The sequence below is a fragment of the Streptococcus sp. HMSC063B03 genome (assembly GCF_001836965.1).
GTDB classification, from domain to species: Bacteria; Bacillota; Bacilli; order Lactobacillales; family Streptococcaceae; genus Streptococcus; species Streptococcus pneumoniae_F.
The window spans coordinates 51334-70713 of the sequence record NZ_KV831045.1 but is presented as its reverse complement, the minus strand read 5'-3'; the positions used below and the strand labels follow the sequence as shown (position 1 = coordinate 70713).

Sequence of the window (19380 nt, the reverse complement as noted above, 5' to 3'; positions counted from 1 at the left end):
AGACTCATGGCTAAAGGATTCGCTAAAGGTCTTGTAACAGGTGTCGCAGGAACTGTCGCTGCAGTCGCAGGTGCAGTATACGCATTTAAAAAGAAAGTGATCGAACCAGAGGAGCAAAAAGCAGCTTTCATCGAAGAAAACCGTAAAAAAGCAGCTCGTCGCCGCGTATCACGTTAAGAAATAAAAGAAGTTGGGATTTATTTTCTCAACTTCTTTTTCTATTCTTTTAAATAGCTAGGTCAAACTTCAACTGCGGCTTAACAGGGTCATAATCCACCAACTCAAAATCTTCTGCTTTGATATCAAAGAAATTGGTCTTATCTGGTACATTCAAGACCAAACGTGGTTGGCAGTTTGATGGCTCCCGACGGAGCAATTCCTGAGCTTGTTCAAATTGATTGTCATAGATATGGAGGTTGTTGATAAAGTAGAAGAACTTACCAACCTTCCAGCCAAAATGTTTGGCAATCATCATTTGAAGAGCCACATACTGCATAGCGTTGATGTGGTGGGCCACTAGCATGTCATTCGAACGCTGGGTCAAGGTCGCATCCAGATAGATTTCTCCATCTACACGGCGGACATCAAACATAGTCTGAAAGGCGCATGGGAGCAGCCCATCTGTTTCTTCGAAAGCTTGGTAATCCCAGAGCGAAATGATATTGCGACGGTTCCAAGGATTGGCTTCCAACTGTTTGAGAAGCTTATTGATGATGTCGTGTTTCTTAACAACAGCACCATAGCGCTCACCAATAGTTCCTGTATCTCCCACTTCCCAGTCATTCCAGTAGTGAACATTGTACTTGCTATTTAGCACTTCTAAGCTATTAGACTGGTCTTGGTAGATCCAGAGCACTTCCTTGATGGCGGATTTGATGGCAATAGGACGCAAGGTTGTGATGGGGAATTCCCCCTTTGCCAAGTCATACTCGGCAAATGCACCCGTTACATACTTGGAATTGGCAACTGTCCCATCCTTGTACTTAGGACGGGCCTGCTCAGAAAAGACACCGTCTTTGAGGATTCGTTCAATATTTTCTTTAAAAATCGTATCTGCTTTTGTCATTTACTCTCACCTCATTTATTGTCCTAACTAGTATAGCATAAAAAAAGAAAGGAGGAAAATCACTCGCTTCTGGAAAGCAATTTTCTCCTTTTTCTATCTTATTGCAATACAAGTGATGCTGCTCCAATGACTCCAGCGTCATTTCCTAGAGTTGCAAGAGCTAATTTTGTTGATGTGCGTACTTGTGGGAAAGTATTTTCATCGTAGACTTTTTGAACACCTTGTAGAAGGAATTCTCCTGCAGCTGACACACCACCACCGATAACAATTGTTGATGGGTTTAGGATTGAACCAATGTTAGCACAAGCGATTCCCAAGTAACGTGAGAAGTTACGGTAAACGATCAAAGCAAGGTCGTCTCCTTCTTTTGCAAGGTCAAAGACAGTCTTAGCGGTTACTTCTTCTCCATTATCAATCAAGCGTTTCAAAGCTGCATCGCCTTCGTATTCATCGGCATAACGACGAGTCAAGTTGACAATCCCTGTTGCTGAAGCAACTGTCTCAAGGCAACCTTTCTTACCGCAAGTACATGCAATTGGCTGGTCAAAGTCAACAGTGATGTGACCAAGCTCCCCTGCTGCACCAGCAACGCCGTGAAGCAATTTGCCTTCAGCGACGATACCGCCACCAACACCTGTACCAAGTGTCATAAAGACAACATCTGGTTGGTTATCACCAGCCCCCATCCAACGTTCACCAAGAGCAGCTACGTTGGCATCATTATCGATGAAGAATGGAATACCCAAGGCTTTTTCAATCTTCTCTTTGATTGGTTGAAGGGTTTTCCAGTTGAGGTTGTAGGCACCGATAACAGTCCCTTTTTCACGGTCAACCACACCTGGTGATCCCATTCCAATACCTTGGAAGTCCGCTGCTGCCAATCCAAGCAGGTCTAAACGATGTTGAATAGACTCAATCATATCATCAACGATATGACTCCCCTCATCCAAAATATTAGTCTTGATAGACCATTTTTCTTGGATTTCTCCCTCTTGAGTTAAAATTGCAAACTTGATAGATGTACCACCAAGGTCAATCCCAATAATCTTTTGACTCATCGTCTTCTCCTTTTTAATTGAAAATGCTTACAGATATAGTATAACAAAATCGTTAGATTTGTGCAAAGCTTTGCATGAAAAAGTTACATCTAATAATTAATAACTATTTATCCCCTAGTTTTTGAATGGCATAGTTTGCTTCTTCTTTTGTAAATTTTCCAATCCAAGAAGAAGTTAGCCACTCATAAATCTCTGTCTTTGATAAATGGTTATTCTTTCGGTATTCTCTTGCTGTAATTAAGGCATTTGCTTTGTAATCTGCATTCAAGTGATCGATGGCATACTGCGCTGCTGAACTTGAAAAACCATACCACGTTAATGAGTCATAGAGAGCTTTTTTTGACTTATGTAAAACCGAATTATAGCTTTTCGCTTTATTTAAAGCAGCATTGTACTGCTTCCCATCTAGTTTTGGTTGCCGCACACCATCGTAGTCTACATAGTGACGGCCACCATCTACCCATTTGCCCCTTACCATTTTGCCTTTAGAATCAACATAGTAACGACCGCTATCTACCCATTCATTCTTGGCCATCTTTCCATCTGATTTGAGGTAATAATTTCCTACCCATTTATTGCGAGCAGAGCTTCCTTCTGCTGTTAGATAATAATAGGAACCATGCTTTTTATCATAAATCCAGTCACTTTTAACCTTTTTTCCATCAGAATCAACATAATAACGACCACCATCTACCCATTGATTTTTAGCTCTCTTCCCATCTGATTTGAGGTAGTAATTTCCTACCCAGCCAGTCTGAACTTTAGATTTTGATTTATCCTGTTTAGGAGTTGTTTCTTTAGGTTTCGGTGCCGGCTTCGGCGCAGGTTTTGGTGCCGGCTTCGGCGAGGGTTTTGGTGCTGGCTTCGGCGCGGGTTTCGGTGCTGGCTTCGGCGTGGGTTTTGGTACTGGCTTCGGCGCGGGTTTCGGTGCTGGCTTAGGCGTGGGTTTTGGTACCGGCTTCGGCGCAGGTTTTGGTGCGGGCTTAGGCGCGGGTTTTGGTGCCGGCTTAGGCGCGGGTTTTGGTGCTGGCTTCGGAGCGGGTTTTGGTGCCGGCTTAGGCGCAGGTTTTGGTGCTGGCTTCGGCGCAGGTTTTGGTGCCGGCTTCGGCGCGGGTTTTGGTGCCGGCTTCGGCGCGGGTTTTTTATTCTCTTTTACAATCTTACCATTTTTAGACGAATCCTTTTCTTGAGCAGATACTTTCTGAGGCGAGAAAGGCAACACCCCCATTGTATCTGAAAGAGAAACAAGTACAAAAGTAGTTGCTGCTAAACTTGTAACCAAAATTTTTTTTGATCTTCTCATAAAAATCTCCTTTTCTTATGATTTACACTTATAGTATACCATATCCTTAATCTTTTTTATATTAAAATAACAACTATTTATGAAAGCCCTATTTTAAAATGAAGTGCAACACAAAAGACATGTTCATCTGATATTACCTATTATCCTATTTTTTAATTTCTTATTTAACCCATTTACCTGAACCATCTACACGATAACCATCTGGTGTACGTTCATTAACAGCCATTTTACCGTTTGATTTAAGATAGTAATTTCCTACCCAGGTGTTACGAGCATAACTTCCTTCTGATGTCAAGTAGTAATATGATTTATAGTTACTATCATATATCCACTCACCTTTAGCCATCTTACCATCTGATTTGAGATAATAATTACCTGACCAAGTGTTACGAGCGTAACTGCCTTCTGATGTCAAGTAGTAGTATGATTTGTAGCTACTATCGTAGACCCACTCACCTTTAGCCATCTTACCATTTGATTTAAGGTAGTAAGCTCCTTGCCATGCATTTTTTGCATAAGAACCATCTGATTTCAAATAATACCAAGCTTGATAAGAAGAGTCATAAATCCATTCGCTCTATGCCATTTTACCATCCGCTTTCAGATAATAGCTTCCCTGCCAAGCATTTTTCACTGGATTTCCATTTCCATCAAAGTAATACCATGCACCATCCTGCTTAACCCAGCCACTTGTTGTTGCTGAACTTGTATTGTTTTGAGCCGAAGTTGATTGATTTGCTTTGAAAGCACCTTTTGGGGCATTTTTCAATTCACACGCCACACCATCATGATCACGGTCTAACTTGGCAGAATAACCAGGTTCTCCCTCATGAATATCCGCATATCCATTCGCCCAAGCTTCCTTACAGCTAGAAAAATGAATGTTTTCTTCCGCTAACACAGGCTGTGAAAACAAGGCTAAAACTGGCAAGGTAGCCAGACTCATTTTAAAAAATAGACGTTTGTTCATTTCTTTCTCCCATAATTATAATATCGTTTTTAATGTTGTTTTATCAAACTTATTTCAGCAATTCAAGAAAACTTCTAGTTATTGCTGCAAACTCTTTTGGTTTGGCTCTATTCAAGACATGAGGACCGTCAGGGATAATCTGGAACTGGGAATTTGGCATCAGTTCTTGAATAGCTTTCATTGAACTGAGATTAGGCTTATCTTGACTACCACAAATTAACAAAGTTGGATAGGGACAATTCTTTGCAATCTCTCTTAAATCAAGTGTTTTTAATTCCTCAGAAACTCCAACCAAAAGCGATTTATCTGCTCCCTGTTTCTCAAATGTCCTTTTGGGGAGTAGTTTAAATATCAGCAACTGAATGTAAAAAGGGATATTGCCAGCTAGTTTCAATGGACAGCCTGACAAAACCAAGGCCTGAAGATTTGGCAAATCGTAACTTGACAGCTCTAATGCAAGTGCAGCTCCTAAGGACAAACCGATTAGGACAAAAGGTTCTGTCTCCTCTGACAAGTGCTGATAAATGCGCTCCTTAGCTTCTTGATAGGTAGCAACTCCGGAAGGAAATAACTCTAGGGCTTCAGAAGGATAATCTACAAGCAACTCTTGCACTTCCTTCCAACTCTCCGCTGACTGGCCTAATCCATGTAAAAATATTAGTTTCATTTAGTTCTCCCTTACTGACAGCTCATACAAGCCCCTGACTGCATTACAGCCATAGATAGCTTCTGCTTGGGCAAAATCTGCCAAGGTCAAGACTTTCTCTTCTATCTGTCCTGTTTCCAGCAAATGCTGACGGTAAATGCCTGGTAAGATTCCAAGTCGGACTGGCGGTGTATAGAGTTTCCCATCGATTTTCAGAACCAAATTTCCGATAGAGGTTTCAAGAAGTTCTCCAGACTTATTGTGGTAAATGATCTCTTGCTCCCCTAGGTTCAAATGCGGTCGGTGAGTCGTTTTGAAGTAGGTAAAAGCTTGTTGCAAATTGGCTTCCTGAAGGCAGAGTTGGGCCTGACAAAAGCTTGTACTAAGGGGTGTTAATACTTGGCGATCGACTTCTATCTCTCCAGACTTGCTGAGAGAAATTCGCAAGCGGTAATCTTGATTAGCATCACAAGCCTGACACTCTGCTTCAATCTTTTGTCTCAAAATTTCTGGGTCAAAAGGAAAAGCAAAATACCGACTAGCTGTTCTCAATCTTTCCAAATGCTGATCTTCAAACAACAAGTTCTTCTGGCTGATTTTTCCAGTTGTAATTAATTGGAAGCGAGCTTGTTTACGATAGAGAACTGCTGCCTTTTGATGAACTTCACGGTATTCAGATTCCCATGTGCTATCCCATGTAATGCCTCCGCCTACTCCATAGATGGCATTCCCTTGATGCAGTTGAATGGTCCGAATGGCTACATTGAAAATTCGTCGCCCATTTGGAAGCAAGAGACCAATGGTTCCACAATAGACTCCGCGCGGTTGTGGCTCCAAGTCCTTGATAATCTCCATAGTCGCAATTTTCGGTGCTCCCGTTATGGAACCGCAAGGAAAGAGAGAGCGAAAGGTTTCAACAAGGTCAACATCTGCTCTCAACCGACTCTTGATAGTCGAAGTCATCTGCCAAACAGTCGAATACTGCTCCACTTGACACAAACGCTCCACATGTTCACTTCCCACTTCAGAAATACGGTTCATATCGTTGCGCAAGAGGTCCACAATCATCATATTTTCAGAGCGATTTTTGGGATCCTGTTCCAACCAACTGGCCTGCTCCAAGTCTTCTTGGTCAGTCACTCCACGCTGAGTCGTTCCCTTCATTGGTCGCGTTGTCAACTCACGGTCATTTTGCTCAAAAAAGAGCTCTGGGCTCATGGAAATCACTGCCATCTCGTCATGTTCAACATAAGCATTGTAACCCGCCTCCTGCTCTACCACCATACGATTATAGATGGCAAAAGGATTGGCACTTAAGTCTTGCTTGAGTTGGACGGTGTAGTTGACCTGGTAGGTGTCTCCCTGCCGCAAATGATGGTGAATCTGAGCAATCGCCTTTTCATAGTCTGCTGCAGACGTTACTTCCTGCCAATTTGAAGGCAAATCAACCTCATCATAAGTCAGAGGAATAGGGGATGTTTCTACGCTGTCATGAACTGTAAAATATAGCAGGTACTCTCCCAGTAAAGGAGCTTTATGAACTGCTAATTTCTCCTCAAAAGCAGGTGCAGCCTCGTAGCTGACATAGCCCACCACATAATAACCTTGCTCTTGGTAGCTTTCCACTTGTGCCAGCAAATCTGCCACTTCTGCTAAATCTCTCGTTTTTAACTCTTTAATAGGCTGGGTAAAGGTGTATCTCTCCCCCAAAGCCCTAAAATCAATCACTGTTTTTCTATGCATATTTCAAGTATAGCATAAAAAGGCAGATTCAGACAAAGCTGATCTACCTTTTTATTATTTTCTTACTATTGATTATGCTTTAGTGAATAAATCACCAGCAAATCCATCTGATTTTTGCAAGAGTTGTTTGTAAACCTTCCATTTAAGATCTACAGTATTCTTGAAATCATTACCTTGAAGGTCTTTTTCGACCGCTGCATCAAATAAGGTCTGAAGTTGTGCGTAAGTTGAAATCTTTTGACCATCGATTTCAATTTCAACAAAACCTCTTTGGGCTTTTTCGTGTACTTCATGATACCATGCTTTCTTCCATGCTTCTAAGCTTTGGAATTTGCCGTTAGAAACTTTATTAATAATAAAGTCATCACCAAGACCTACATTACCAGCAGCTTTAGATTCTTGCTTGTATTTGTTTGATGCATAACCTAAGAACCCGTCTAGGTAACCGAAGTAACCCCACATACGGAAGGTATTATGTTTGAATGAGATTGAACCAACCGCACTCTTACTTGTATTACCACCATAAATACCTGTCATCATATTTACTACAGTATAAGCAGAATCAAATCCTTCAGTACGGTAATGACCATTTCCTGGTAATCCATGTTTCGTTGCAAAGTTTCCATCAACCAGTTGATCAATACTTGTCAGCTTCGTATTCTTTTCGCCATCATTCAAATCACGAACTAAATCCCATTGGTGTGGTTCACCAACTAAGCCATTGCGATCCGCTTTTTCACGATATTTCTTATCGATCTTCTTGAACCACTTATCATTTGTTCCAGTATTTTTCTTGATGACAGACTCAGCTTCTAAGTAATCAAGCATCATCATGGATTCATTGTAATTCTTCATGTAGTGATCGATTTTCTCACGACTATTTAACACATTTGGATTATAGTTGTAAATTTGATTTCCATCATTTTGACGTTCGTAAGCCATGTTTAATCCTAAGGCACCATATTCACCATTTGGATTTGAAACTGATGGTGATTGCAACATACCTTGAGCAAAGGCTTCAACGTCTGTTCCTTCACGGTGACGCCATGTTCCTAAGTAGGCCATACGGTCATTGATGTGAGTTGTTTCGTGAGTGAATGCAGATGTACCAAAATCACTAATCATGCTAGAGATGATGTAATATACGGCCTCTTGTGGTTGTGGATTTTGGAAGATATAAGCGTATGCACCCATTCCATTGTATCCGTGCCACTTATCAGTCGGACCATAGAATTCACGAATTGGAGCAAAATCGCCTTTCTTCGTATGTCCCATACGGTCAACCCATCCCAAACCTGGTACATCATGGTTATCCCAAATTGCAGATGGTACCATATTTTCACTCTTAAGAAGATTATTTCGTACATTATCAGCAGCAAGTCTTGACCAGAAGTCTAAATAATTGATTTGTTCTTGCGCACGTAAATCAACCTGCTTCTTGAACGCTTCACGTTCTTCTGCTGTGTTCTTACCATATTTCTCAAATGAACTAAAGGCAATGGTATTATAGGTCGTAATTAAGATCATATGCGCTTTCTTCAAATTCAGAAGTGGTAAAATATAACGTCCGTGATGCCCATTATTAATTACTTCATATAATTTATGTTTCTTATTAGCGAAATCTGGATTTGATGATTGTTTCTCAACAACATAAGCGTTATCTGCAATGTTATTCTTGAACCAAGTATTCATATCTGTTTCACTAGTGAATAATTCCATGTTGTACTTCAGGAATTCGTGTAAGTTAGCTTTACCAGTAGCACTTGCAAGAGCTCTGTTAAATGCATCATGTGATTGATCACCTTTTAGGTTGTTACCATTTGAAGCGAAGCTGATTAATCTATCAAGTACGTTAACGTTCTTACCGTAGAAATCCGGTTTGAAGGTCATCATATTTTTGATATTTAATCCGTCAAATTTAATTCCATAGTATTGGTTTAAATAAGCCAGAGCTAACATGATTTTAGCTTTGTTATCTTCAACTTTTTTAATCAATGCACGTTTAGCTGCTTCGTCCGTATTTAATTGATGGTCTTCATTTTCAACTAAAGCTTTAACTAAAGCATCAAGATTATCTTTTACTTCTTTGAAGCTTTCTTCCATGTATAACATCTTAGGATTGTTATTAATCTTACGAACTTCATCTGAATCAAGTTCAACAGAAGCTAATTTAGCTTTGATATCGCTGATCAATTGTGTCCTATCTTTAACAACCATATTTGGTGTATAGACAATATCACCTAATCCTTCAATACTATATTCACGAACTTGTTGAACCTTAGATTCTTTTTGTGTAATAGCTTTAATTTCTTTCGTCTTATCAGCGTAATGAATCATAATATGGTCAGCATCTGATAAGTCGGTCACAAATTGTCCATCTTTCATACCTGTAACAGATAAAACTTCAGTAGTTAGTAATTTAGAATCTGCAGGAATCTTGTTCCCTTGGTTGACAATCCATTCTTTATTGTAGAATGGTTGAAGTTTTTCGATGTTACGATAAGCAAGTTCGCGAGATACGTCATAATCTTGAGTATCTTTATAAGTATCTGTTTTTGGTTTTACGTTATTAAGTGCATCTTCAACAAGAGGTTTAATTTCAAACTTATCAGCTGTAATTCCGAATGATTCTATTTTTTTATTTGCATCTTCTAGGCTGATTTCTTGGATTCGATTACTACGAGAACCGTTAAATGAGTGAGAACCTTCACTCACATCTTTAACAACGTAGTTTCTTTCAATCCAGTTTTTTGTGTAATATCCACCTTCTGCTTCTAAATCTCTAGAACCGTAGAATTCTTCACCGTTTTTGACTTTCATCATTGAAACTGTGTCAGCAACACGCCCCCATGTCCAGTTTTTACTAATGAAACCACCTACCTCAACAGGGTTCTTCACATCAATAGTTCCTTTAGTAACAGCGTTACGAACAGAAGCGTATTTATCAATACCATTAGGATCAGAACCATTATCTGTTCTAGCAACAAGACCACCAACACGTGCTCTATCTGCAACAATATCAGCATCTACGTATGCATGTTTAATATTACCACGCCAAAGTTCTCCGGCGATACCACCAAGATCCCAACCTTTATTACCGACACCTGTTAGTTTACCGATGAAAGCAACATTTTTAAGAAGTCCACCAGTATCTCCTTTATTTACGATACCAGCAATACCATCTTTACCAAGGATACTACCAGTTACCTTAACATTTTCAACTGTGGCATTTTTAATTACTCTTGATAGTGCGGAAATATTTTCAATCCAAGGCATATTAATATTAACATTACCTAAGTTAATGTTTTTAACTGTACCGCCTTCAACGTTATCGAATAACTGACGAGCCATATTATGAATGGTATATTGTTTACCGTCAACACTTGTTAAAGTTCCGCTAAATTTACCAGGTACATATTGTTTATTCGGAGTTGGTACATTTGCTGCATTCAAATCTGCACCAAGTTTAAAGGTACCACTTGGATTAGCTTTCATAGCCGTTACTAGGTCGTTAAAGCTATAATATACATCACCATCGTGTGCTTTTTGTTTTTCAAAGTAATGGACATACTCTTCGCTAAGTGTGTTGTCAGCATTCCGTTGAATCAAATCAGGTGCTTTGGCAGTGACTTTGTATAAAGTTTTTCCGTCTTTTTCTACTTCTTCAATCTTGTCAACAGCCAGTCTTGTTATTTTATTGTCATGAGTGGTCACTCGTAAATAAAGCGGAGCAAGATCAGTTGGTTTTTCTGTCAGCAAACTAGTATCTGTTTCATTACCGTCAGCATCCACACTCATCAAGCTTGTTTCTTTGATGTTTTTAATTTCAACTTTTTTAAGGTCAATTCTTAGAGGTTCTTCTTTAAGAACTTCTTCTTGATCACCTTCACCTAAATTATAAACCATCTTCGTTTCAAGTTTATAATCCTTGTAGTACTGCAAATCTGTCAGGGTCGTTGTCAAGTCGTCTGGTGAAACATTCAAAGTTTTAACAATTTCATCACCCTTTTTCAGAGTTAAGGTAATAGATTTAATGGCTGTCTTACTTGGATTTTCCAAATTATAACGAATTTGAGATGATCGTTTCAAATCATTAACATCAACAAGTGACAAACTTAAGATTGGTTTTTCAAAGTTTTTAGTTCCTAATTTGACGATACGATCTTGGTCTAACTCCAGAACCTGTTCCACAATTTTAGGTGCTTCTTCAGTTTTTAAACCTTTGAGAGTTTTGTAAGTCTTGGTAACTTTTTTCTGCCCATCTTTTCCTTCTTGGACAGTAACTCTTTCACCCTTTTTCAGTTGGTCATCTTCTTTAAGAACTTCCTTAAATGGAATCTTTTCAAGACTTTCTTCCACCAGAGTTCCTTCAATTGGTTTTGTCCCACGGCTTATTTTTTTAGTGACTGGTTCTTTGACAACAGTAGTTGTTGTATTTAAAACTTGGTCAGTCTCAACACCTTCGAGAGTCTTATAAGTCGTTTTGGTAATTTTACTGCCCTTTTCTCCATCTTGAACTACAGTTTCTTCATCCGTATATTTGGTTGGATCCTCGATAATTTCTGTCTTATAGTCAATCTCAGTAGTAGTTTCTTTCGTAACCGCTCCCTCAGTTACTTTGTACTCAGGTAACTGTTCTTGTATAAGGGCTTGACCTGCTTTACCTTCCTCTTGTGTACCTTTTACTTCTACTTGGGCTTCTGGTAATTTTGGCTGTGTCAGAGCTTGACCTGCTTTACCTTCTTCTTGAGTGCCCTTCGTTTCAACTGGAGCCTCTGGCAATTCGGGTTGTGTTAGAGATTGTCCTTCTTTGCCTGCCTCTTGGGTTCCTTTTGCTTCAACTGGAGCCTCTGGTAGTTCTGGTTGTGTTAGAGCTTGACCTTCTTTGCCTGCCTCTTGGGTTCCTTTTGCTTCAACTGGAGCCTCTGGTAAGGTTGGTTGCGTTAAGGCTTGACCTTCTTTGCCTGCCTCTTGCGTTCCTTTAGCTACCTGATGCGTTGGTTCAGCTTGTGGTACTGGAGTTGGGGCAGGTTGCTCTTCTTTCTTAGTTCCGACTGCAATGACTTGCGAAACAGGATTTTGAACCACTTGGTCTTCGATGACTTCTCTAACTTCTTGACCATTAACCATTGATACTTTGGTTACAATGCGACGCTGACCATTTACTCCAGCTGTGACGATACGAGTCTGTCCTTCTGCTAGATTGGTATCTGGGCTTGTGACTGTTTCAAAAGGAATATCTACCAAGCTCTCTTCCAGTCTTGACTGAGGTTTCTCAGAAACTGGTTTTTCTTGAACTACTTCTGTCTTATCAATTTCATTTGCACTTTGCTTTTCTACTGGCAACTGAGGCTTCTCAGCTGAAGCTGGCCTTGATGGATGGAGTTCTGCTTCCTTGAAGTATCCAATGTATTCATAGCCATCAATGTGGATAATCCCTTCAGCCAAACCTTCATGTGTAGAAGCCGAAATAGTTTGGTTATAAGAAAGCAATTCTTTATTTTCAAACGCAAATGTGGTGAAAGGAACAAAGTTGCTTGCACCAATCGAACTAATTAATAAGACACCAAGCACCTTACCACGATGTTTTTTAGAGATTAATAAAACAGCCAAAGAAGCCGTAGCCAACCCTATACCAGCCAAGGCTAATTCTTTACTCCCTGTATAAGGAAGTTCTTGGTAGGTACTAGCTTTCTTTCGATACACTGCATAGATAATATCATCCTCTTGAAACTCCGAAGGGACTTCATGGTGAATTAAGGCTTTTTCAGACTCGGTCAATTCCTGCTCCGCCAAATAACGGTAATGAACGCTATGAGCTCCACCAACTTCATTGGCTTGTACCTTATCTACTGAAAGGGCACTTGCACCAAAAAGGAAGGCCCCGATGGCTACAGGACCAACCCCAACAGTTAACTTGCGAATGGAATATTTAGTAATTTTTTCAAGTTGTTGTTTTGTTTTTCTCATTCTTATGACTTTCTAATAGAATCTTGCGGATAGTGCGCACGCGCACCTCCAATTAATTTTGGACGACTAGCAAGAGCCGTTACATGGGCATGCCCAATTTCTCTCAAAAGAGGGCGAATCGGAACCTGAACATGCTTGACATGCATACCAATTGCAGTGTCTCCGATATCCAATCCAGCATGAGCCTTGATAAATTCAACCTCAACTGGATCTTGCATAAACTTGAAGGCTGCCAACTGACCTGAACCTCCTGCATGAAGGGTAGGAAGGACACTGACGATTTCCAGACCAAACTGCTCTGCCACCTGACGTTCAACGACGAGGGCCCGATTGACATGTTCACAACCTTGAACAGCTAGATGAATTCCTTTTTCCTCTAGGATGTCTAGAATGGTCTTCACAATGATTTCCCCAATTTCTTGGCTGGATTCCTTGCCAATCTGACCACCTATCACTTCACTAGAAGAAAGGCCCAAAACAAAGATGGATCCTTGCTTCAAATTGGCCTTTTCTAATACATCTTTTACAATCTGGCTTGTTTCTCTTTGAATGTCTTTTTCCTTCATACTTGATACCTCTTTTGTCATTATCTATCATATCGTTTTTTCTACTTTTTAGCAAGATAGACAACCTAGAAAGCTTGCCCAATTACGCATAAAACTCCCAGAATGAACTGGGAGTTAGCTAGTTTCTATTCTATTTATGTATATTTCAACTGTCGTACCTTTTAAAGGGACAGAATCGATCTTCATCTGATAGTTTTCTCCAAAATGAAGTTTGAGCCGTTGATCAACATTTTGAAGACCAACTCCCCCACGTTTGAGCTGACTTTGACTACTATCGCTAGCATCTTGGAAGCCAACTCCATCATCCTCAATGCGGATGACCAATCCTGAATCCTGTTTCTGGACAGAGACTCTAATATGACCCTGACCTTCTTTCTCCTTGATGCCATGGTAAAGAGCATTTTCTACTAGAGGTTGCAACACCAGCTTGGGCAAGACTAGATTATCGAAGGCAGGATTTTCATTAATTTCGTATTCCAGCTTATCGCCATAGCGTTGTTTCTGGATAAAGAGATACTGGCGGACATGGTTAATTTCGTCAGACAGGCAAATCAAATCTTTACCCTGATTGAGCGCTAGGCGGAAATAAGTCGCCAAGGACTTGGTCACCTGAACCACTCGCTGACTATCCTGAAATTCAGCCATCCAGATGATGGTGTCCAAAGTATTGTAGAGGAAATGGGGGTTAATCTGACTCGACAAGGCTTGAAGTTCATACTGACGGGTCGTTTCTTCCTGTTTGCGCACATCTGCCATCAGCTGATCAATCTGATCCAACATGGCATTAAACTGACGAGTCACTTCTCTCAGTTCATAGGCACCAGCTTCTTTGGCACGAAGATTTTGAGCACCAGAAGCAATTTCCAACATTGTTTCTCTCAAATCCTTCAAAGGGGCAATCCAGCGTTTAAGACTGAACCACACCAAACAGAGACAGGCCAGAAGAGATGTAACGCTAGCACCGAGCAAGGTCCACATGAGTTGACTCCGAACCTTGTCTAGCTTCTCCAGTGAAGACACGCCCAGCACCGTCCAATCAGTTCCTGCAATCTTTTCTTGACTGACATAGGATTGATGGTCTAACGTATAACCCTGTCCTGTATCAATATAGGGTTTCATGGCCTCCATTTCGCTAGACGAACTATAAACTGTATGTTGAGGATGATAAACAAATTCATGGTTTTCATTGATGATAAAGGCAAAGCCCTGCTGACCCAACTGGAGTTGGTTGAGATAGGCTTCCAGAGTTTCATAGGAAATATCCAAACGAAGTACACCTAGATTGGCTCCCTTTGCATCAAGAAGTTCTTGAGTGACAGAAATGACCCACTGGCTATCTGATTTACGAGCTGGAGTTAAAACTGGTTTAGCTCCCTGATGAATAGCCTTTTGGTACCAATCCTCAGTCATCATATCTGAGGAAGTTTTCATCTGCACACTATCATCCGTAGAAATGACCTGACCAGATTTGGTTACCAGTACAACAGCTTTCAAGTCCTGGTCTGCCTTCAAAATGGTCAAAAATAGATCTCGAATTCCCTTGACCTTGTCTTGATTGGGGTTCTCAGCATAAGCTAGGACGTCCGCCTGCTGGGTCAAGCTAGTCGAGGTGGTTTCTAATTTTTTGATATAAGAATGGATAAAGTGACTAGTCTGGCTGATAGTCGTTTGGCTATTGCCTTCAATGGTAGCCTCAATGGCTGAAGAACTAGATTGATAGTAGAAAGTCCCAACCAGAGCTAGGAGAATGAGAAAGACCAGAAAGATAGAAATAACCATTCTAACTAGGAGTGAAGAACGCTTCATCGACCTTCCCCCTTCTTAAACTGACGAGGTGTCACACCTGCAATCTGTTTAAAACGTTGGGTAAAGTAGTTCATATCTTCAAAACCAACCTTCTCTGCAATCTCGTAAATTTTCAGATCCGTAGTTAAAAGCAAGAGCTTGGCCTGTTTGACACGTTCTCGCACCAAATAATCCTGAAAAGGTAGGCCCAACTCTTTCTTAATCAAGGAACTCAGATAAGTCGGACTAAAGCCCAAGTCACTGGCCAAAGACTTTAAACTAAATTGGCTATCAGCCAGATGGGACTGGATTTTCTGGGCCATATTTCCCTCAAACTTATCGGTCAATAAATCTTGTAATTGCTCTTCCTTTTCTTCCTTATCCAACTTTTGCTTGATTTTCCCCAACATTTCCTCAATATCCTGACGAGAAAAGGGCTTGAGCAGATAATCGTCCACACCTAGTTTGACAGCAGACAAAGCATAATCAAAATCATCGTAACCTGTTAAAAAGACCAAATGCACCTGAGGATAGGTTTCTCGGACCAGACTGGCTAACTGGATGCCATTTAGCTGAGGCATGTTGATATCGGTTAGAATGATATCCGGCACCTGCTTTTGTATCAATTCCCAAGCCTGTCTTCCATTTTCAGCTTGACCGATAATTTCCATATCGTAGGCCGCTACATTGACCAGCTTGGTCAAGCCTTGTCTTACCAGATATTCATCCTCTACGATTAAGATTGTGTAGGTCATGCTTCTCTCCTTTGTCACTTACTAGTATCAGTATAGCAAAATTCTCCTCTAACTGCTTAGGAAAGCCCTCTTAATCGACATAATCTAGTAAATAAGCGTAGCCTTTTTCTTCCATTTGGTCTTTGGGAATAAAACGGATTGAGAGACTATTGATACAGTAGCGTAAGCCACCCTTGTCCTGAGGCCCATCTGTAAAGACATGGCCAAGGTGAGAATCTCCAACTCGGCTCCGCACTTCCATACGCGTCATATTGTAAGACTTATCTTCCTTGTAGGTGGCAACATCTGGGCTGATAGGTTGGGTGAAACTAGGCCAACCACAACCAGACTCAAACTTGTCCTTTGATGAAAAGAGGGGTTCGCCAGTTGCCACATCCACATAGATACCAGATTCAAATTTATCCCAATAGCGGTTTGAGAAAGCCCGTTCTGTTTGATTTTTCTGGGTAACTGCATACTCCTCAGGTGACAGGGTCTTTTTCAATTCTTCATCGCTTGGTTTAGGATATTTGCTGGCATCAATGACGGGGTAGGCAGCCTGATTGACATTGATATGGCAGTAGCCATTTGGATTTTTCTTCAGATAATCTTGATGGTAATCCTCAGCCACCACAAAATTCTTCAAGTTCTCCTTCTCAACTGCCAAAGGTTGGTCGTATTTCTTAGCCACCTCATCAAATACTTGGTTAATTACCTCCAAATCCTTTTCATCTGTGTAATAAACACCGGTACGGTACTGGGTCCCCACATCATTTCCTTGTTTATTTTTGCTGGTTGGATTGATAATGCGGAAGTAATGAAGCAGGATTTCCTTGAGGGAAATTTGCTTGGCATCATAGGTGACATGGACAGTCTCCGCATGTCCTGTTTGGTTAATCAATTCGTACTTGGTTGTTTCCCCTCTACCGTTTGCATAGCCTGAAACGGCATCTGTCACTCCGGGAACGCGTGAGAAGTATTCCTCCACTCCCCAGAAACAGCCTCCAGCTAGATAAATTTCATGCAAATCTGCATCTTTACTCACTTCTGTTTGTTTCACTATTTTTCCTCCTTGGCTAACTGATGCTTTCTCAATTTGCGAGCTATCTGTCTGCCCTGCATTTCGCATCAATAGAAAATAGAAACCGCTTATGGCTAGGAAAAATATTCCTGCCAAGACAAACAATTTTACTTTATCATTCATGGCCTTTCTCTACCCCATTTCTTTCAATGTTTTTAAAATCATATCCTTGTCCATAAAACCAGGTTGCGTTTTAACCAGCTTGCCTTCCTTGTCTATAAAGGCTTGAGTTGGGTAAGAACGAACACCATAACTTTCCAAAAGTTTGCCTGACGGATCAATTAGAACTGGGAAATTTTTATAATCCAAGCCCTTGTACCAGTTCTTAAAGTCTGCTTCAGCTTGTTCCCCCTTGTGTCCAGGAGACACCACTGTCAAGACCACATAGTCGTCTCCAGCATCCTTAGCAATTTCGTCCGTATCTGGAAGGCTGGCTAGACAGATGGAACACCAAGAAGCCCAGAATTTGAGATAGACTTTCTTGCCCTTGTAATCAGATAAACGGTAGGTCTTGCCATCTACTCCCGTCAGTTCGAAATCAGCAACCGCCTGACCTTTAGTAGCAGTTTGCGCACTGACTTGTTCTGTTTTGGTTTGCTCCTTCATAGTAGATTCGTCTGGCATGTTTTTAGCCGAACAGGCTGCCAAGCAACAAATTGAGCCGACTCCAAGGAGACATGTTTGCCATTTTTTCATTTCTTCTTCCTCTCTATTCAAATAATGTAGTCAAAATAGACGTATTTCCCAAAAGCACCAAAATTCCCATTACGATTATGAGGAAACCACCCACTTTTTTGAGGGTTCCTAGATAAGGATGGAGTTTTCGAAAATGTTTCAAAACATAGCTGGAGGCTAGAGCTAGAACCAAAAATGGTAGCGCCAAACCCAGCGTGTAAATCAACATGAGAGCAGCTCCCTGCCAAGTACCTGAGCCACCTGAAGCTGCCAAGACCAAAACAGAACCCAGAACCGGCCCCACACAAGGTGTCCAAGCAAAACTAAAGGTCAACCCCAGTAAAAATGCCTGACTATAGCCCTTACCCTTTTGCTCCTGTCTCTTTAATTGTAGCCTTCTTTCCTTGTAGAGCCCCTTCAAATGTAAGACTTCCATCTGGTGTAATCCCAAGAGAATGATAACCGCACCCGTCACATACTGAAACCAAGAAGCATACAGCAAATTGCCTAAAAAACCAGCTCCATAGCCTAGTAAGATAAAATCAAAGGAAATCCCTATTATAAAAACTAGAGTTCGCAATAAACTAACAACTGAGATTGAAAATTTGCCACTAGAAATATGAGCACCATCTTTATCATCCAACAAGACCCCTGCATAGACCGGTAACAAGGGTAAAATACAAGGAGAAAAGAAGGAAAGAATTCCAGCAAGAAAAACACTGATTAAAAAGATTATATTATCCATTGCCTTCCTCCATTCTTTGATTTGATAGGACTATTATAGCCCTAAAACTCCAGAAAAAACAGGGACAATGATAGGGAAAAATAGGAATTTAATCAGGTTATGTAAAAAATGGTTCAAAAAAAGCCAGACAAGGTCTGACTTTGATGGAAACTGAAAAGAAACTTCACTAGTCTTCCATACTTATCTGATAATAAATAAGGTCCGCAAGATAGCCTTTTCTCTCTACACCATTGGTAATAGTCTTTAGATAGGACATTCCAGCCTTCTCCATGACACGACCTGAAACTGGATTGAGACTAGCATATCGTGCTCTGACATCTTGAAAACCTGCTTGAGTAAAACAGAAATCCAAGACAGCTTTCAAGGCCTCCGTCATTATACCATGACCCCAGTATTTCTTGCCTAACACATAACCAATTTCACAAGAAGAATCGTTCTCATCTATTGCAACGATGCTGATATCTCCTATCACCTGCTCTGGCTTTTCTTTGAGACAAATGGCCCATTTGTAATAGTTGGGATTTGTATAAGAGGCAACCCAATTACGAATGGAATTTCGAGTCACATCGACATCAGAATGGGGATCCCAAGTGACATAGGTCAGATTCTCAGCGGATGAAGCCCAATTCTGAAACATGGCTTCTGCATCACTTTCCACAAATCTTCTTAAAATCAAACGTTCTGTCTGTAATGTTTGTGTACCGATAGATTTCACGAAACTACCTCGCTTTCTGATAGATGATTCTATGTCCAATCTCCATTTATATTTGCTTTGCTTTTGAATTTCAAGGTAATAAGCTAAAAAGGTTTCTCGGACCTTCTTCGCTTACCTGTTTCCATGCTCAGGGTAAAAAGACTAAACTCAGTAACAACTAAAAAACAAGTTTTTCATCTAGTTCCTTGACGCAGTCGCTGTCTGGTTTGAAATACGCTCTAGCAAGCTTTTTCAAACCTAGTCATCGTTGCGGGGGTGAAACGACAAAATCGAACTCGGTGAGTTACCGAACCTTCCTCGTTTTTCTATTTTTAGACTCGGGC

14 protein-coding genes and 1 pseudogene are annotated in these 19380 nt (G+C 40.7%); 1 reads left to right on the top strand and 14 read right to left on the bottom strand.

What is annotated here, in order from left to right; translation table 11 throughout:
* The first annotated feature begins 6 nt into the window (after positions 1-6).
* Entirely contained in the window at positions 7-177 is a 171-nt protein-coding gene (locus HMPREF2628_RS05105; protein ID WP_001051780.1) for a DUF3042 family protein, read from the top strand.
* Between the two features lie 49 nt (positions 178-226).
* On the opposite strand, the gene HMPREF2628_RS05100 is transcribed toward HMPREF2628_RS05105, so the two are convergent.
* The 14 genes and pseudogenes from HMPREF2628_RS05100 to HMPREF2628_RS05030 all read right to left on the bottom strand — a co-directional run bounded on the left by HMPREF2628_RS05100 (position 227) and on the right by HMPREF2628_RS05030 (position 19057).
* Positions 227-1066: a thymidylate synthase gene (locus HMPREF2628_RS05100; protein WP_070842522.1), complete on the bottom strand. Its 840-nt coding sequence runs from the start codon at positions 1064-1066 to the stop codon at positions 227-229.
* Between the two features lie 98 nt (positions 1067-1164).
* Positions 1165-2124 carry an ROK family glucokinase gene (locus HMPREF2628_RS05095; RefSeq protein ID WP_049493290.1) on the bottom strand — a complete coding sequence of 320 codons (960 nt, stop codon included), beginning with the start codon at positions 2122-2124 and terminating at the stop codon, positions 1165-1167.
* 103 nt (positions 2125-2227) lie between these two features.
* Positions 2228-3427, bottom strand: coding sequence for an Ltp family lipoprotein (locus HMPREF2628_RS05090; protein ID WP_070842521.1), 1200 nt, complete (start codon positions 3425-3427; stop codon positions 2228-2230).
* 160 nt (positions 3428-3587) lie between these two features.
* Positions 3588-4397, bottom strand: a pseudogene (locus HMPREF2628_RS10915) (excalibur calcium-binding domain-containing protein).
* 49 nt (positions 4398-4446) lie between these two features.
* Complete coding sequence (locus HMPREF2628_RS05075) at positions 4447-5064, bottom strand: alpha/beta fold hydrolase (protein ID WP_070842518.1); 618 nt, start codon at positions 5062-5064, stop codon at positions 4447-4449.
* Positions 5065-6786: an aminodeoxychorismate synthase component I gene (pabB, locus tag HMPREF2628_RS05070; RefSeq protein ID WP_070842517.1), complete on the bottom strand. Its 1722-nt coding sequence runs from the start codon at positions 6784-6786 to the stop codon at positions 5065-5067.
* A gap of 72 nt (positions 6787-6858) precedes the next feature.
* Positions 6859-12756 carry a ZmpA/ZmpB/ZmpC family metallo-endopeptidase gene (locus HMPREF2628_RS05065; protein WP_070842516.1) on the bottom strand — a complete coding sequence of 1966 codons (5898 nt, stop codon included), beginning with the start codon at positions 12754-12756 and terminating at the stop codon, positions 6859-6861.
* Positions 12757-12758: 2 nt separating this feature from the next.
* A complete protein-coding gene (locus HMPREF2628_RS05060) occupies positions 12759-13322 on the bottom strand; it encodes a TIGR01440 family protein (RefSeq protein ID WP_000659517.1) in 564 nt (187 codons plus the stop codon).
* 114 nt (positions 13323-13436) lie between these two features.
* Positions 13437-15128: a cache domain-containing sensor histidine kinase gene (locus HMPREF2628_RS05055; RefSeq protein ID WP_070842515.1), complete on the bottom strand. Its 1692-nt coding sequence runs from the start codon at positions 15126-15128 to the stop codon at positions 13437-13439.
* Positions 15125-15862: a response regulator transcription factor gene (locus tag HMPREF2628_RS05050; protein WP_004261873.1), complete on the bottom strand. Its 738-nt coding sequence runs from the start codon at positions 15860-15862 to the stop codon at positions 15125-15127. Before HMPREF2628_RS05050 ends, HMPREF2628_RS05055 begins: the two co-directional genes overlap by 4 nt.
* Positions 15863-15932: 70 nt before the next feature.
* Positions 15933-17045 (bottom strand): peptide-methionine (R)-S-oxide reductase MsrB, encoded by a 1113-nt coding sequence (gene msrB / locus HMPREF2628_RS05045; protein WP_070842514.1) that lies wholly within the window; start codon positions 17043-17045, stop codon positions 15933-15935.
* A gap of 9 nt (positions 17046-17054) precedes the next feature.
* Complete coding sequence (locus HMPREF2628_RS05040; protein WP_070842513.1) at positions 17055-17618, bottom strand: redoxin family protein; 564 nt, start codon at positions 17616-17618, stop codon at positions 17055-17057.
* A 13-nt stretch (positions 17619-17631) separates the two neighbouring features.
* On the bottom strand, positions 17632-18342 hold the full coding sequence (ccdA2, locus tag HMPREF2628_RS05035) for a thiol-disulfide oxidoreductase-associated membrane protein CcdA2 (protein WP_070842512.1): 711 nt from the start codon (positions 18340-18342) through the stop codon (positions 17632-17634).
* Between the two features lie 166 nt (positions 18343-18508).
* A complete protein-coding gene (locus HMPREF2628_RS05030) occupies positions 18509-19057 on the bottom strand; it encodes a GNAT family N-acetyltransferase (RefSeq protein WP_049552283.1) in 549 nt (182 codons plus the stop codon).
* Positions 19058-19380 lie beyond the last annotated feature (323 nt).

Bases quoted from the DNA above. Each gene is read 5' to 3' on its own strand.
- HMPREF2628_RS05105 (WP_001051780.1), top strand. From the start codon at position 7: ATGGCTAAAGGATTCGCTAAAGGTCTTGTAACAGGTGTCGCAGGAACT.
- HMPREF2628_RS05100 (WP_070842522.1), bottom strand. From the start codon at position 1,066: ATGACAAAAGCAGATACGATTTTTAAAGAAAATATTGAACGAATCCTC.
- HMPREF2628_RS05095 (WP_049493290.1), bottom strand. From the start codon at position 2,124: ATGAGTCAAAAGATTATTGGGATTGACCTTGGTGGTACATCTATCAAG.
- HMPREF2628_RS05090 (WP_070842521.1), bottom strand. From the start codon at position 3,427: ATGAGAAGATCAAAAAAAATTTTGGTTACAAGTTTAGCAGCAACTACT.
- HMPREF2628_RS05075 (WP_070842518.1), bottom strand. From the start codon at position 5,064: ATGAAACTAATATTTTTACATGGATTAGGCCAGTCAGCGGAGAGTTGG.
- pabB (WP_070842517.1), bottom strand. From the start codon at position 6,786: ATGCATAGAAAAACAGTGATTGATTTTAGGGCTTTGGGGGAGAGATAC.
- HMPREF2628_RS05065 (WP_070842516.1), bottom strand. From the start codon at position 12,756: ATGAGAAAAACAAAACAACAACTTGAAAAAATTACTAAATATTCCATT.
- HMPREF2628_RS05060 (WP_000659517.1), bottom strand. From the start codon at position 13,322: ATGAAGGAAAAAGACATTCAAAGAGAAACAAGCCAGATTGTAAAAGAT.
- HMPREF2628_RS05055 (WP_070842515.1), bottom strand. From the start codon at position 15,128: ATGAAGCGTTCTTCACTCCTAGTTAGAATGGTTATTTCTATCTTTCTG.
- HMPREF2628_RS05050 (WP_004261873.1), bottom strand. From the start codon at position 15,862: ATGACCTACACAATCTTAATCGTAGAGGATGAATATCTGGTAAGACAA.
- msrB (WP_070842514.1), bottom strand. From the start codon at position 17,045: ATGAATGATAAAGTAAAATTGTTTGTCTTGGCAGGAATATTTTTCCTA.
- HMPREF2628_RS05040 (WP_070842513.1), bottom strand. From the start codon at position 17,618: ATGAAAAAATGGCAAACATGTCTCCTTGGAGTCGGCTCAATTTGTTGC.
- ccdA2 (WP_070842512.1), bottom strand. From the start codon at position 18,342: ATGGATAATATAATCTTTTTAATCAGTGTTTTTCTTGCTGGAATTCTT.